This window comes from Nostoc sp., from assembly GCF_036917535.1.
Lineage (GTDB): Bacteria > Cyanobacteriota > Cyanobacteriia > Cyanobacteriales > Nostocaceae > Nostoc.
Genome location: NZ_JBALDA010000064.1, coordinates 42482 through 57954, shown reverse-complemented (window position 1 = coordinate 57954; position 15473 = coordinate 42482). Strand labels below are relative to the sequence as shown.

At 41.6% G+C, this 15473-nt stretch carries 12 protein-coding genes and 1 pseudogene; 7 read left to right on the top strand and 6 right to left on the bottom strand.

All coding sequences use genetic code 11. The annotated features are described in order from the left end of the window. Positions 1-168: 168 nt before the first annotated feature. Together V7K56_RS21225 and V7K56_RS21220 are read right to left on the bottom strand one after the other, a co-directional pair. Positions 169-789 carry a flavin prenyltransferase UbiX gene (locus V7K56_RS21225; protein WP_334913286.1) on the bottom strand — a complete coding sequence of 207 codons (621 nt, stop codon included), beginning with the start codon at positions 787-789 and terminating at the stop codon, positions 169-171. A 17-nt stretch (positions 790-806) separates the two neighbouring features. Beyond that, complete coding sequence (locus V7K56_RS21220) at positions 807-3161, bottom strand: ribonuclease R family protein (RefSeq protein ID WP_334913284.1); 2355 nt, start codon at positions 3159-3161, stop codon at positions 807-809. Positions 3162-4146: 985 nt separating this feature from the next. Between V7K56_RS21220 and V7K56_RS21215 the strand changes: the two genes are divergently transcribed. Further along, positions 4147-5034, top strand: coding sequence for a hypothetical protein (locus tag V7K56_RS21215; protein WP_334913282.1), 888 nt, complete (start codon positions 4147-4149; stop codon positions 5032-5034). A 189-nt stretch (positions 5035-5223) separates the two neighbouring features. Beyond that, positions 5224-5766 carry a nuclear transport factor 2 family protein gene (locus tag V7K56_RS21210; RefSeq protein WP_334913280.1) on the top strand — a complete coding sequence of 181 codons (543 nt, stop codon included), beginning with the start codon at positions 5224-5226 and terminating at the stop codon, positions 5764-5766. Positions 5767-5798: 32 nt separating this feature from the next. Here V7K56_RS21210 and V7K56_RS21205 read toward each other — a convergent pair. Next, positions 5799-6252, bottom strand: a pseudogene (locus V7K56_RS21205) (IS701 family transposase); the annotation flags it as partial. Positions 6253-6418: 166 nt separating this feature from the next. Further along, complete coding sequence (gene clpP, locus V7K56_RS21200; protein WP_322729505.1) at positions 6419-7030, bottom strand: ATP-dependent Clp endopeptidase proteolytic subunit ClpP; 612 nt, start codon at positions 7028-7030, stop codon at positions 6419-6421. Between the two features lie 477 nt (positions 7031-7507). Between clpP and V7K56_RS21195 the strand changes: the two genes are divergently transcribed. Both V7K56_RS21195 and V7K56_RS21190 read left to right on the top strand, forming a co-directional pair. Beyond that, positions 7508-7666: a hypothetical protein gene (locus V7K56_RS21195; protein WP_334913277.1), complete on the top strand. Its 159-nt coding sequence runs from the start codon at positions 7508-7510 to the stop codon at positions 7664-7666. A 245-nt stretch (positions 7667-7911) separates the two neighbouring features. Next, positions 7912-9969 (top strand): thioredoxin domain-containing protein, encoded by a 2058-nt coding sequence (locus tag V7K56_RS21190; RefSeq protein WP_334913275.1) that lies wholly within the window; start codon positions 7912-7914, stop codon positions 9967-9969. Positions 9970-10100: 131 nt separating this feature from the next. Here V7K56_RS21190 and V7K56_RS21185 read toward each other — a convergent pair whose 3' ends face one another. Further along, positions 10101-10499 (bottom strand): PIN domain-containing protein, encoded by a 399-nt coding sequence (locus tag V7K56_RS21185; RefSeq protein WP_334913273.1) that lies wholly within the window; start codon positions 10497-10499, stop codon positions 10101-10103. A gap of 37 nt (positions 10500-10536) precedes the next feature. Beyond that, on the bottom strand, positions 10537-10719 hold the full coding sequence (locus tag V7K56_RS21180) for a hypothetical protein (RefSeq protein WP_334913271.1): 183 nt from the start codon (positions 10717-10719) through the stop codon (positions 10537-10539). A 92-nt stretch (positions 10720-10811) separates the two neighbouring features. Here V7K56_RS21180 and V7K56_RS21175 point away from each other — a divergent pair, with 92 nt between their 5' ends. From V7K56_RS21175 to V7K56_RS21165, 3 genes are all read left to right on the top strand, one after another. Next, entirely contained in the window at positions 10812-11414 is a 603-nt protein-coding gene (locus V7K56_RS21175; protein WP_334913269.1) for a molybdenum cofactor guanylyltransferase, read from the top strand. 214 nt (positions 11415-11628) lie between these two features. Beyond that, complete coding sequence (locus V7K56_RS21170) at positions 11629-13953, top strand: PAS domain S-box protein (RefSeq protein WP_334913267.1); 2325 nt, start codon at positions 11629-11631, stop codon at positions 13951-13953. 10 nt (positions 13954-13963) lie between these two features. Then, the gene (locus V7K56_RS21165; RefSeq protein WP_334913265.1) at positions 13964-15463 is read left to right on the top strand and encodes a hybrid sensor histidine kinase/response regulator; all 1500 of its coding nucleotides are present in this window, start codon (positions 13964-13966) and stop codon (positions 15461-15463) included. Positions 15464-15473: the final 10 nt, after the last annotated feature.

Genomic DNA, 15473 nt, shown 5'->3' with positions numbered 1-15473 from the left:
GAGCCGCCCCACCTACGATATTGCTTCAATCCCACCTTTGCTTTTAAACGTGATTTACTCCTGCCTCCTACCTTTGATTACTCTTCACTGACTACTGACACTATCAGCCATCTCTATCATTACCTTTTTAGGACTATTGTGAAATTTACAATAAATCCACTCAGGGCATTAGCGACGACCTTGCCACCGCTGAATTGGGATGCAGTCAATATCTAGTTGATCTAAAGCACGGGCAACTACAAAATCAACTAAATCCTCGATGGTTTGGGGATTGTGATACCAGGCGGGAATAGCAGGGACAACTCTAACTCCAACTTCTGCTAAAGAGGTTAAGTTACGCAGGTGGATGAGGCTAAAAGGCGTTTCACGCGGGACAATAACCAGCTTTCGCCCTTCTTTTAGTTGGACATCCGCTGCCCGTTCTAGTAAATCGGAACTCAAGCCAACTGCTAGCTTTGCTACTGTACTCATGCTGCATGGAATAATCATCATCCCCAGAGTTACAAAGGAACCGCTGGCAATTCCGGCTCCGACATCGCTCCAAGGATGACACCGGAGTTTTCCCAAAAGTGCAACACCAGCTTGCTCTCGCCAGAATTGTTCTTGCCCAGTTGGTTCTGGTGGCATCCGAATTTCCTGTTCTGACTGCCAAACCATGTAAGTTGATTTAGAGGCAACCAATTCAATACTATACTCTGCTTCTAGCAAAAATTTGATCGCGCGAACAGCGTAAATCAGACCAGATGCGCCCGATACGCCTATAATTAAAGGTTTAGTGTGATTTGACACGTAAATTTTAGTGGATTTTACTCATCCTCAGAGTAAGGGTCTAGGTCATCAGGCTCCATGTCATTTGGTAAGTAGAGGTCTGAAAGATCGTCACGGGAATCATTGCTAGTTAAACCTTTAGCGATGCCATCGCTGCCAACTGTTACCAAATCAATTTGCTGACGGTAGTAATCGACACTTTTAACTTGGACGGCGACGCGATCGCCTAGTCTATAAGAAGCGCGATTTTTGCGCCCAAACAGTGCCTGTTGTCTGGCGCGATATTCATACCAATCATCTTTGAGAGAACTGACGTGTACTAATCCCTCTACCCGCAAAGGCACACCAGGATTACTGCTGGACTCCACCTCAGCCGCGGGCACTTCAATTTCTACAAAGAAACCGTAGGATTGAACCCCGGTAATTACGCCTTGAAATACCTGACCGATGCGTTGCTTCATCAGTTGGGCTTTTTGCAGTCCGGCTAAATCGGCTTCGGCTTCTTGGACTTCTTTTTCTCGGTCGTTGATTTGGACAATTACCCTAGTCAAATCGCTTTGGAGTTCTTGTTGCAATTCCGGGGGTAAAACGTTCCAGTTAATTTCCTCGTGGCTAGAGGAGTGGCGCAGGTTAACCCGCTCTCTCACGCGGGTATTGCGGCGATCGCGTCCATTTTCGAGTAGCGTGTAATACACTCTCTGCATCAGCAAATCTGGGAAACGCCGCAAGGGAGCGCTAAAGTGGACATATTGCGGTAATGCCAGACCAAAGTGAGATCCCTTGGTGGTACTGTATGCAGACGGTTTAAGTGTATCTTGTAATAAGTAAGTAAGAACTTGCTCAGAGGGAGATTCAGCAAAAGCTGTAGTCAAATGTTGGTAATCTAAGGGTTGGATATCAACTTCTGGATCTAATGTGAGGTCAACGCCTAAATTGACTGCCAATTTCAGCATTTCCTGGACATCTTCAACATCAGGAGTACCTTGAACTCGCCAAATAGCAGGAACACCAAGGGCATTTAAGTGAGTTGCAAACAGTTGGTTAACTAACAGTACCAACTCCGTGAGTAGCGATCGCACTGGTAAATCATTCACCACCACAGCGCCAAGAATCCCCTCATCATAATAGGCGTTTTGGCTAGGCGGCAGATTTAACTGGAGGCTACCACGAGTCAATCGCACTTGTTTTACAGCAGTTTGCAAGGCTTGCAGGTCTTGCAGGATTTGGGAAACCTGTGATGATTTATCTTGAGCTTCACCTGTGAGAATTGCTTGGGCAAGTTCAGTACTCAGTGCAGTCTCGACATTAATTACACTGGGTTGAATTTCCCATTCCAGCACTTCTCCCGATTGGGGATCGATGGTAATTAAAAAAGAGATGGTTAAGCGATCGCTCCCAGGTATTAAAGAACAGCGTTCTACCACAGTTGGCGGCAAGATTGGCAATACCAATTCTCCTAGATAGACTGATTTGCCCCGTTTGAGTGCTTCTCTATCTAGGGCTTCGTCAGGTTGGACATAGTGAGAAACATCAGTGATATGAACGCCCAAAAGCCAATTTCCGGCTAAGTTTTTTTCTAAACTAAAAGCGTTTTCTATAACTTTGGTATCACTATTTACCCCTTCAATCGTGAGAGTATACAAATTACGTAAATCCAGCCGATTTTTCAGGTCTGCTTTTAGCAGCTTTTTGGGTAACTTGGCGGCTGCTTCTAAAACATTATCTGGAAAAGTCCGGGAAAGGTCGTGTTTGCACGTAACTAAATCTATATCAGCTGCGGCTTCGGCATCGCTACCGAGGATTTGCACCACTCGACCAAGGGGAGGATATTGTGCCAACGGGTAACGCAAAACTTCCACATGAACCAGATGATCGATCGCTTGTTCTAACTTTGCTCCGTTCGGTTGAATTTTGAGTTCAAACAGCAATCGATCATCTAAAGGCACAGCCCGAAAACCAGTTTCTACTTGCTTGATTCGTGCTAGTAAAGTGTGGTTAGAACGTTCGAGAATCAGCTTCACCTCACCTTCTGGAGAGCGACGGCGACTGCCTTCTTTAAGAACTCTCACCAAAACGCGATCGCCATTCCAAGCATTACTCAAATGACTTTCGCGGATGTAAATATCCTCAGCACCTTCCACATCTTGAATAGCAAAGCAAAAGCCTTTACTAGAACAACGGAGTTTTGCCTCGATTATTCCCTCTTCTAAAACACGGCGGTACTTACCCCGTTCTTTTACTAAAATACCGATTTTTTCAAGAACATCTAAGGCAATGTGAAGTTTTTGTAAACTTTTTTCATCTTCACAGCCAAGTTTCTTTTCTAAAACCTTCCGAGCTACCAATTTATCATCGGTGAAATTGGCAAGGAGTGTAGCGATTGAAAATTCCATGCAGTGAACCGACCTTTGGTCAAAACATCATTTGTTGTTTAATCTGGTTCATTTCTGTATACCCTCACGGCTTACAAAAATAAGCTGGAAACTAATTGCCCTGAAGCAAGCTCCCTAAGTTCTAAAGAAAGGAAGCCCGACCCAGTAAGAGCGGGAAACTACTCCCGCAGTTCCTTTGCAAAGAAGCCGACCCACAGACAACTCTGGGCATTTACGAACTTCTCACTGCACGGTGCTCTCAGAATTCGCCTGCGTTCAAGTCCCTTCACCTAACCAAACTTAAGATTGCACGCCTGATTAAAATTTAGCCCCGCTAGTTCATTACGCGACGGGTTTTTGAGAAGCTGGGTTTAGAGAATCCATACTGCCCAAAAGCGCTATGCAGGGGAGCCACTACAGTTTTGGGGTCTCCCCAAGTGGAGCAACTGCCGTCAAGTGGCGTGGAAACTACAGGTGTTTGATTGTCTAGAGAGAAAGTAATTTTACGCCATTAGACTCTGATTTTTAACTAAAAGGAACTGCTGGTGAACCCAATTTTCCCACATGTAGAATCGGTAACAATTAGGTAAGCAGCTTAATAAGCAGTGAGAGCGAACCTTATCTCCACTATTGTAGATTTAGAGGGCACTTCCAGAAAATAGTTCTAGATATAGACTTGGGTAATCAGTATAGCATTGCAAGCAAGACTACCCAGATTAAATTAGCACTGACCAAAAATTTCGTCAAAAAAGAGCTACTGCTACAATTGGGACACCAGGCAAAGCAAGAATATCACCTTGACGGCTTAGAGCAGAGAATTATACCTACTCATCGCCTGCCAAGAAACTGATGACACACAGTAAACAATAAAAATGAATAAATGCAATATTGGCAGGCATCCTGGGTATGGAGTAGATGTAAATTAAAGTAAGGGTAGCTGATCTCGCTTGAACATACAGGCAGTATCAACCCCATTATTAAAAATATTTAGATTGGTAGCAGTATTATGTTGGCTCAATTCCAGAGCTTGTATCCCAAAGGCAGTTTGATTTCTGAATTAGTGCAAATTTTTCAAGGAAAATATATTGTTCGGGCAAGCGTGCAAATTGAAGGCGTAACCCGTGCTACGGGTATGGCAGCAGCAGAAACAGTAGAAGCAGCAGAAGACCAAGCCAGAACTAGGGCACTGATAGTTTTGGGTATTACAAACGCGCCACCAGAATCAGTGATGTTGACCTCAAATCCAGTTTCCCCAGCACAGCTAAATCCTGACTTGGATACTAAAGATGGATTGAGTGAGCCTGCTGCTTATTCCTCTGCAAAAGAAGAGGATTTTGTTAGTAGTCAGTGGTCAGCAGTCAGCGACAAAGAAATATCTATACCGCCTTCCAAAGAACGGAATATCAAACCAGAAGTAGTAACAAGCAATAACGAACAATACGAGTACAGAAATGCTGCGCCCCTAGCAAGTGATACCTATAGCCAAGATTTAGGTCAAAACTTTCCGATGACTGCCAACCGGGAGCTAGAATTCGATCCTCCAGTTGAGAACTTGGAAATAAATTTTGATCACCAGCCAGAAAATCAAACCTTTCCGGCAATTTCTACCAACAATGTCACACCATTTACACCTCGGAGTTACAGCCCTCAAGAAAATGTCGCTACCCCGTCAGTGACAGGAAAGAGAAAGAAAAAAGCTGAACCAGTCGACTTATCAGATGTAATTGCAAAAACTGATGTCGAACTTCAGCGTTTAGGCTGGACACCAGAACAGGGACGGGAGCATCTGATTGAAACCTACGGTAAGCGCGGGCGGACTTTGCTGACTGAAGAAGAATTACACGGATTTCTCAAATACTTACAATCCCAGCCAGACCCAATAGCGGGATTTTAGTTAGTAATTAGTCATTCGTCATTTGTAATTAGGACTTACGCATTTGCATTAGATGTAAAACGCATTCTGTCTGAAGGCAGGTTAGACCATTTTCCATTCTTCTGAACAAGCTATTAAATTAGCATTTGGGAATGAATTTTTCGTCGCTGACAATCTCGAAAAAGGTAAATAAAAGAAAGACAATATATTATGAATGAACAATTTGCAGAAAAGAATATAAACACACTAGAAACAAATCTAACTACCGGAGCAGATCCAAATCTTGCTGTGACTACTATTCCCGACTCGGTACAAGACTATCTAGGGATTGCCGATGCACTTTATCGTTACGGTACCGGCATTGACCTCAACGACGCAGCCCTATTCGCTTCTGCCTTTTCTGAGAATGCCGTCGTGGATTTCAGTGCCGTCGCGCGTAAGCTGGGTCTCGAGCTTCCTCCGCTTCTCATCGGCGGCGAAAACATCGTCCAACACATTATCAGCGTTGCGGGACCGCATACCACGACCCACGTGGTGACTAACCCACGCATTCGTGTTGAAGGAGATACCGCCAAAATGCTGGCGTTAGTCGAAGCCACGCACCTGCCACCAGACGACCACTCACGGCATTGCCTGATGAAAAACCGTTACGATGTCGATCTAATTCGTGACGGAAAAGATTGGCGCATTTGTCGGCTAACCATTGACACCACTTGGTTTACGGGAGACCCACAAGTTCTTTTGAGCAAGTGAATGACAAGTTCTTAGCGAGACTTAAACAAAAATCAAGCCCAAATATAGCCCAAACTAGCTTTATTAAGAAGCAAACAGGTGACGATTAAGAGTCAACCAATCAAAAAATCGGAAAGACATAGCTGTTTTAAAGGCGTTATTAGCTTCAGTAAAAGTGTTCAAAGTTTTATTTGCCCACCTTTGTCTTAACCCGCCAGTCATCTGATGCCAAAGAATAAAAGTATAAGCACAAAAAACTAAGATAAAGTATCGAGTTAGGCTTCTTTTATCTCGGACTTGATATTCTTTTAGCCCTAACCATCCTTCTTTATCATTGACTGTTACTTTGCGATTTTTAGCTAATCCCCCTAAATATTTTAATTGCCCCTTCTCTAACTCTAATAAAAAGGATGTGTTATTGCCATATCCAGCATCTACAATGACTATTCCTGGTTGATAACCACGAGTTAAGGTCAAGTCTATTAATTTAATTGCTTTTTTAACCTTTCAGTTTTGTTTAAGTCCCGATAGGATCTTGACCCTTTAAAATCGAGTTTTCAACTCCTAAATCAAGTTTTTAATTCAAATAACCCCTCTTCAGTTATGAAAAGGGGTTATTTTTAGGGTTTAAGAAAATTAAAAGTGGTAAATCACCATTTATTAATCGTGACTATTAATTAAGAACAGCAACTGCTGGGCGACTACCAGCGGAGTGACGGTCAATCACTTGGTCAATCAAACCGTATTCCCTGGCTTCCTCTGGCGACATGAAAAAGTCACGCTCAGTATCTTCAGCAATCCGCTCAATTGGTTGACCTGTATGTTCGGCTAAATAGTCGTTTAGCCGCCGCTTATGGTAGAGAATTTCCCGCGCCTGAATTTCAATATCAGTCGCCTGTCCTTGAGCGCCACCTAAAGGTTGATGAATCATAATCCGAGAATGAGGTAGACTCATCCGCTTACCCTTAGTACCCGCGCTGAGCAGAAAAGCGCCCATACTCGCCGCCAATCCGGTACAAATTGTACAGACATCAGGGCGAATATGTTTCATAGTGTCAAAAATGCCCATACCAGCCGTCACCGAACCACCGGGAGAATTGATGTACATATAAATGTCTTTCTCCGGGTCTTCAGCATCCAAATACAGCAGTTGGGCAACAATCAAGTTGGCAATATTGTTATCAACTTGTTGTCCCAAAAAGATGATGCGCTCACGTAACAGCCGTGAGTAGATGTCAAAGGCGCGTTCACCTCGACCCGATTGTTCAATAACGATAGGAATCATGGAAGCGTGTTTGTGGCTACTTTAAATACATTTTATCGGTGACAGCACGAAACTGGGGCTGATCTCTACTATTCCCAGCTAGATATAAGTAAATCTTGGCTATTTTGTCTTATTCAACAAAGGAACAAAATGTGCTTTTGCAATAAATTCAACTTCTAAGGACACTTTTTAGCGACAAAAGCTGTCTAAGAGAATATCCGGTTTAGAGAAGAATAAATCAAAAAACTTCAATTGTCGCCAATTTTATATTTTGGACTTTGGTACACAACCTTGGCGATGTATTGACTAGACCGATAACCGAAATCCGATTTGCTTAGGGAATTATATTAACCATCAGTAACATTTTAAACATTTTTTTAGGATTTCCTTCGGCATTTATTGAGTTATTTTTGTTAGATTCGGTTAACCGGAAGTACAAGGTGTATTTAGAATAATCAGTCGCAGTTGAAATGCTATCCACTTAGAGAGAGACGTGCCATGCTGGAAAAACTCATACAAGCCGCCATCATCACCTTCTTGCTCCATCTGATAGCAGGACTTAGCCCAAATACTTTAATGCAAACAAAGACAGCATCACCTATGCAGCAAGAAATGCCACCAAATATTGTTAGCTTGCTATTGCGATCTTTTCAATAGAATGTTTCATAAGTTGCACAGGTGTAAGTAAGTCGGCATACATAAACTTAATTATATAGATGATTCCCTTGTAGTTAGCGCTGACTACAAAATTGCAATTTTTTACACTAACTTACTTAGGCAAGATTAAAAACAAAAGTATAATTCGCTCGTTGAGTTTCTTACTTAATGTACCTAGCTATCTCGGCTAACACTCCTGAGAACAGGGTAGACTGAGCAAAGAAGGCAACTACTTGCGTTTGATCATGACTAATCGCCTTGCTGAAGCTAAGAGCCTCTATCTCCGCAAACACGCCGAAAACCCAATTGATTGGTGGCCTTGGTGTGATGAAGCACTTGCAACTGCAAGGGCGCAAAATAAACCGATTTTTCTTTCCATTGGCTATTCTAGTTGCCACTGGTGTACTGTCATGGAAGGTGAAGCTTTTTCTGATATTGCGATCGCTGACTACATGAATACTAATTATCTTCCGATCAAAGTAGACAGGGAAGAAAGACCTGACCTCGATAGTATTTATATGCAAGCTTTGCAGATGATGAGCGGCCAAGGGGGTTGGCCTTTAAATATTTTTCTTTCTCCAGAAGATTTAGTACCGTTTTACGCTGGTACTTATTTCCCTGTAGACCCGCGTTATGGTCGTCCGGGATTTTTGCAGGTGTTACAAGCGCTTCGCCGTTATTACGATACAGAAAAAGCAGAATTACAGCAACGCAAAGCCTTAATTATTGAGTCGCTGCTCACGTCTGCGGTGTTGCAAGATGGTACAACAGATGAGCTTGAAGACCATGAATTACTCCGCCAAGGTTGGGAAACCAGTACAGGCGTAATTACTCCTAGTCAATCTGGTAACAGTTTTCCGATGATTCCCTATGCAGAATTAGCACTGCGGGGAACTCGATTTAATTTTGAATCTCGCGATGATGGCAAGCAAGTTTGTACCCAGCGGGGACTAGACTTAGCGCTGGGCGGCATTTATGACCATGTAGCTGGTGGTTTTCATCGCTATACTGTTGACTCGACTTGGACAGTACCTCACTTTGAAAAGATGCTCTACGACAATGGACAGATTGTCGAGTATCTGGCTTGTTTATGGAGTGCAGGAGTACAAGAGCCAGGCTTTGAGAGGGCGGTTGCTGGGACTGTACAATGGCTGAAGCGAGAAATGACTGCACCAGAAGGTTACTTCTATGCTGCTCAAGATGCCGACAGCTTCACTGAATCCACGGCTACAGAACCAGAAGAAGGAGCTTTCTACGCCTGGAGTTACAGCGAATTACAACAACTGTTAACGCCTGAAGAATTAACCCAATTACAACAACAGTTTACGGTGACATCTAACGGCAACTTTGAAGGACTTAATGTTTTACAAAGAAGGAATTCAGGCAAACTGAGTGAAACGCTAGAAACGTCACTGAGCAAGCTATTTACCGCTCGTTATGGCGTTAATTCTGAGTCACTAGAAACTTTTCCTGCTGCTCGTAACAACCAGGAAGCAAAAACTACTAACTGGCCAGGTCGCATTCCCTCGGTGACAGATACGAAAATGATTGTCGCCTGGAATAGCTTGATGATTTCTGGGCTGGCTAGGGCTGCTGGGGTTTTCCAACAACCTTTGTACCTAGAATTAGCAGCACGAGCAGCGAATTTTATTTTGGAAAATCAGTTTGTCAATGGGCGTTTCCAGAGACTCAATTATCAAGGAGAACCAACCGTTTTAGCGCAGTCTGAAGACTATGCTTTGTTTGTTAAAGCTCTGCTAGATTTACAAGCTTCCAACCCCGAGGAGAAGCAATGGTTAGAAAATGCGATCGCTATCCAAGATGAATTTAACGAATTTCTTTGGAGTGTAGAATTAGGTGGTTATTATAACACATCAAGCGATTCTAGTCAATATTTAATTGTTAGAGAGCGTAGTTACGCAGATAATGCGACACCATCAGCCAATGGAGTTGCGATCGCAAACCTTGTGCGTCTGGCCCTACTCACCGATAATCTAGATTATTTGGATTTAGCAGAACTTGGTTTGAAAGCTTTTAGAAGTGTAATGCATCGCGCTCCCCAAGCTTGTCCCAGCTTGTTTACAGCTTTGGATTGGTATCGTAATTCTACCTTGATTCGCAGCACCACTGAGCAAATCAACGCTCTAATTCCCAAGTATTTACCGGCGGCTGTGTTTGCTATCACATCCGATTTTCCAGAGGGAAGCGTTGGGTTAGTTTGCCAAGGTTTGAAGTGTCTTGCACCAGCAGAAAGTGTAGAGCATTTATTGCAGCAAGTGCAGAAAAGTCAGGTGAGGGCGTGAAATAGTTTTATTTCTCCCAACTAGAATGTTACCAGCAGGTCATTCAGTCTTGATCGTAACTTTCTGCGCGGTTGTTCATTTGACACTATATAGTGTGAAGTGTGATGCCTAAACAGACCAAGGATTAACCATTACAACCCTTGTCCCAGAAAAATCTTTTTCGTTACGGGTGACAAGTGATAAAGAGTTATGAATTGCAATTGCTGCAATAAGAGAATCCATGAGAGGTAGAGGTCGCCCCAAAGTTCTAGTTGGGCGACTAAATTTCCCCACAACAACATTGTTGAGACATCTATATTTAAGATTCTTTGTTGAAAGCGATTGGGCAGGGTTTCATTGAGCCAAGTTGTTAGAGATTCTTTCCGTTTAGATGCAGTAATTTTGATGATGCCTTTAGCAATTTCACCAATTGTGATAACGCTAAGGTAAAGTGTTTCTGGCACTTGGGCATCTAGCCAATCTAAAACTTGTTGATTTGGTTGTTTGGCAACAAGTTCAGAAATCACACAGGTATCAAGGAGATAAGTCATGGGGTGAAAGCATCGCGGGGAAGGGTGCGATCTCGACTCAGGTCAAGTTCTTCGGTGAGTTCAGCCAGGAGGGATTGACGGAAAAACTCTGAGAGTTTGCTTGTTGATTTGGGTGGGTGTTGTTGTGTGTGGTCAGGCTTTGGGCAAGGAGTTGAATGATGTATAGTTTATCGTTGGGGGAAAGCTGAAGGAGTTGTTGTTCGAGTTCTTGGATAGGCATGATGGGTTTAAGTAGAAGATAAATTTATTCTACTTTCAGCGTCAGGGGTTAATTTAGTTTGACTCGTTTTTTACCCTCTATTTTTTTGACGAATGACTATTAACTTATGTAGCAAATTAACCGCGATTGTGTTAGCTGGAGGTAAGAGTTCTCGCATGGGTCACGATAAAGCCTTGATTCCCATTCAAGGGGTACCATTGTTGCAGCGAGTTTGTGGGATTGCTCAAAGCTGCGCTGATACTGTTTATGTAGTAACTCCCTGGCCAGAACGCTATCAAGATTTACTTTTGGCTGGTTGTCAGTTTATTCGGGAAGTACCTTTATCTGGAGAATCTCTAGCCCACGGGCCTCTAGTTGGGTTTACTCAAGGGCTAGCTAAAGTCAAGACAGATTGGGTGCTGTTGCTAGCTTGCGATTTGCCGAGGTTGCGGGTTGAGGTGTTGCAAGATTGGGCAAGTAAACTTGATAGCGTGGAGGATAATGCGATCGCAGCTTTAGCTTGTCATCCCAAAGGTTGGGAACCTCTGTGTGGTTTTTATCGCCGTCGCTGTTTGCCAGAACTCCTAGAGTTTATCAACCAAGGGGAGCGATCATTTCAACAGTGGCTTCGGCAATATTCTGTAGAAGTTTTGCCCTTAGCAGAACCAGAAATGTTGTTTAACTGTAATACACCAGAGGACTTGGCTTTAAGTTGAGTTGAGAAATGGGGACTTAATTGTGAACTGAACCTGCAAAAACTTTGATAATAAAGTCATTTTTCGGATGATTTGAATTCACCTCTATAGTTCAACACAGTTCAGATCAGTCCAAAACCCTGATGTAGAGATGCAATTTATCGTGTCTTGGTTGTTTGAGATTTAAACTCATTAAAATTAGTACATAATAAAAACTTTTATCACATAACCACCAATGCTATTTCCTGAAAATGAAAGTCAAAGGAGCTTTAATTTACTTTTCTCCAGAAATCCCACCCCTATGTGGGTATATAACCAGAATAATCTACAATTTTTAGATGTAAATGAAGCTGCTGTTGTTCACTACGGCTACTCACGAGAAGAGTTCTTACAAATGCGAATAACTGACATTCGCCCTTCAGAAGATGTGCCTATCTTGCTTGAATATTTAGAACAAAAGCACTCTATCTTGGATTTTACTAGGCAATGGCGACATCAGCGAAAAAATGGAGAGATTATTGATGTTGAAATTTTCACACAGACAATAGACTATGGCAGTTATAAAGCTTGCTTAGTTCATATACGAGACATCACAGAACACAAACAAATAGAAAGAACTCTTCAACAAAGTGAAGCTAGATTTCGAGTTATTTCTGAAGCTATTCCTGTTCCATTTATTATTTCGCGTGTGTCTGATGGGTTAATTTTATACGCTAATACAGAGTTGCTTCAAACATTTCAGTTTTCTCCAGAGTATTTAGTTAATCATAAAAATATTGGAGATTTATATTATAATCTCACAGATTTAGAATTACTGTTTACAGTTCTTAATCATCAAGGTTTTATTCATAATTATGAACTGCAATTAAAAAAAGCAGATGGAACTCGTTTTTGGGCGATCGCTTCTTTACAGTATTTAAATTTTAACAATGAATCAGCGATTTTAACGGTATTTAATGATATCAATGACCGCAAAAATGCCGAAACAAAACTCCAAGAAAAAAATGAGTTTTTGCGGATAATTTTTGAAAGCATACCATTGATGATTGCCCTGGTCAATGCCAATGGTAAACTCCAGTGGGTGAACCAAGAATGGGAAAATATTCTCGGTTGGAAATTTCAAGATTTCCAAACTGATGATGTTTTGGAACTCCTATATCCTAATCCTGAATATCGACAACATATAATTAGTTTTATGCAGTCTGCACAACGCATTTGGGGTGACTTTAAAACTCAGGTGCGCGATGGTCGTTCACTAGATACGTCTTGGACTAATGTTTACCTTTCAAATGGTCAAATTATTAGTATTGGGCAAGATATCACAGAACGTAAGCAAACTGAACTAGCTCTAAAAGCCCAAGCCGAGCGAGAGCAATTGATGCGAACTGTTTCTCAACGGATTCGTCAATCTTTGAATCTTCAAGATATTCTAAATGCGACAGTTCGAGAAGTGCGAGATTTACTTGGGGTTGATCGAGTAGTAGTTTATCAGTTTGACTCAAAGATGATCGGCACAATTATGGCGGAATCAGTGGAACCTGGATGGACGGTTTCTTTAGGTGTAGAGATTCATGATACGTGTTTTCCAACAGGCGCAGGATTGGAATATTATCAGGGACGCAAACGAGCGATCGCTAATATTTATGAAGCTGGACTAACTGATTGCCATATTAGCCTGTTAGAACAGTTTGAGGTGAAAGCAAATTTAGTTGTGCCCATTCTACTAGAAGTAAGCTCTCAAAACCCTGGCTCTCACATTTGGGGTTTACTGATTGCTCACCAATGCTCTGCTTTTCGTGAGTGGGAAGAAAGTCAATTAGATTTGCTCGATCAAGTGACAGTCCAATTAGCGATCGCAATTCAACAATCCAGCATCTTAGAGCAAGCTCAAACTGAACTTGTTCAAAGACAAAAAGCTCAAATCAAGTTAAAAACGGCCTTAGCTGAAAAAGAAGTTCTTTTAAAAGAAGTTCATCATCGAGTTAAAAATAATTTGCAAATTGTCTCCAGTTTATTACAACTTCAGTCTCAAACACTCAAAAACCCGGAAATAATCAAAGTTCTTCGAGAAAGTCAAAATCGAATTGAGTCAATATCTCTAATTCACAAAAATTTATATACTTCAGCTAATATAGGACAAATTGATGTCGCTGACTATATCAGTAATTTAGCAGCCAGCTTGCTAATTTCCTATCAAATATGTCCTGGGAAAATTTCTCTAGAAGCTGATATAGATTCAGTAAGCTTGAATGTCGATCAAGCTATTGCCTGTGGATTGGTGATTAACGAATTAGTCTCCAATGCCCTCAAACACGCTTTTCCCAATCAACAAGTAGGCACAATCAGTATTGCTTTACATAATGTGGGCAATAGTATCGAAATGACTATCCGAGATAATGGGATTGGTTTACCAGATAATTTAGATTGGAGAAATACTGATTCTTTGGGTCTGTCGTTAGTATATGACTTGGTTACAGAACAACTAGAAGGCGAAATTACTTTAGAACGCAATCATGGAACAGTATTCAAAATAAAATTTACGCAGTTAACTTTGCATTAATAAATATCAAATGGGTCAAGCTAGGATTTTAGTTGTTGAAGATGAAGTAATTGTGGCTAGAACTATTGCTAGTCAACTTAGTCAACTAGGATACATTGTTACAGGTACAGCTTCATCTGGAAAAATTGCCATTGCCAAGGCATCGGAAACTCAACCAGAACTAGTATTAATGGATATTATTCTTAAAGGTGATATGGACGGTATTGCTACCGCCACTCAGATTCGCCAGCAGTTAGATGTACCTGTAATTTATTTAACCGCTTATGGCGACGATCATACTTTAGAAAGAGCCAAAATTACTCAACCTTTCGGATACATCGTTAAACCATTTACTACAAAAGATTTAAAAATCGCGATCGAGATTGGTCTGTTAAAACACCGCTTAGAACGCGAACTGCGGGAAAATCGAGATCAGTTAGCAACCCTTTTAAACTCAATGAGTGATGCTGTAATTGCCGCAAATGAGCAGGGAAAAATAACATTTATGAATCCTGCGGCTGAGGTGCTGACTGGCTGGCAACAAAAAGATGCTTTAGGAAATGAAGCGGCGAAGATTTTTCATATTGTTGATGAAATTACAGAGGTTACATTAGAAAATCCTGTGACAAAAGTGCTGCGGGAGCAACAGGTTGTTTATTTAGGAGAATTTAAATCTCTAATTACTAAAGACGCCAAAAGAGTTCCTATTGGCGATAGTGCTTCACCATTGAAGCGAGGATCTGACGAGATAAATGGTGTATTAGTTGTTTTCTGGGATCTTAGCGAACGACGCCAATCAAAATTGCTAGAGCAAGCATTGGAAAAGGAGCAAGAACTTAACCGTCTCAAGTCCCTATTTATCTCTACTGTCTCTCATGAGTTCCGTAATCCCCTGACTGTTGTGCAAACGGCAGTAGAACTCATGGAAATGCAAGGAGCAAATTTGACAGATACAAAAAGAGGCGTCTATTTAAAGCGAATTCAAGGCGCTGTGCAATCTATGGAAAAACTCATGGAAGAAGTGCTATTTATGGGTCGAGCGGAAGCAGAAAAACTCATATTCAACCCTGCTCCTCTTAACCTAAAGCAATTTTGTCAAGAGCTAATTGAAGATTTTTTGATTGTTAAAAGCAGCGTATGTGAAATTGTTTTTACCTGTCATAGTGAGAATACATCTGCTGTAATGGATGAAGGACTTTTACATTATCTGTTTGCAAATCTTCTCTCAAACGCGGTTAAATATTCTCCCCAAGGTGGCAAGATTCAGTTTAATTTAATATGCAACCCAATTGAGAAAGTAGCAATTTTTTACATTCAAGATCGAGGTATGGGCATTCCCGAACCAGACCAAGCTCGACTGTTTGAATCATTTTACCGAGCCTCAAATGTCAAATCAATTCAGGGTACTGGATTGGGGTTAGTAATCGTTAAAAGGTGCGTCGATGCTCATAGAGGTCAAATCAGCGTTACAAGCAAAGTTGGAGTTGGTACTAGATTTACAGTAATTTTGCCCTTAAATTCCGAATTATGAGTTATAAATT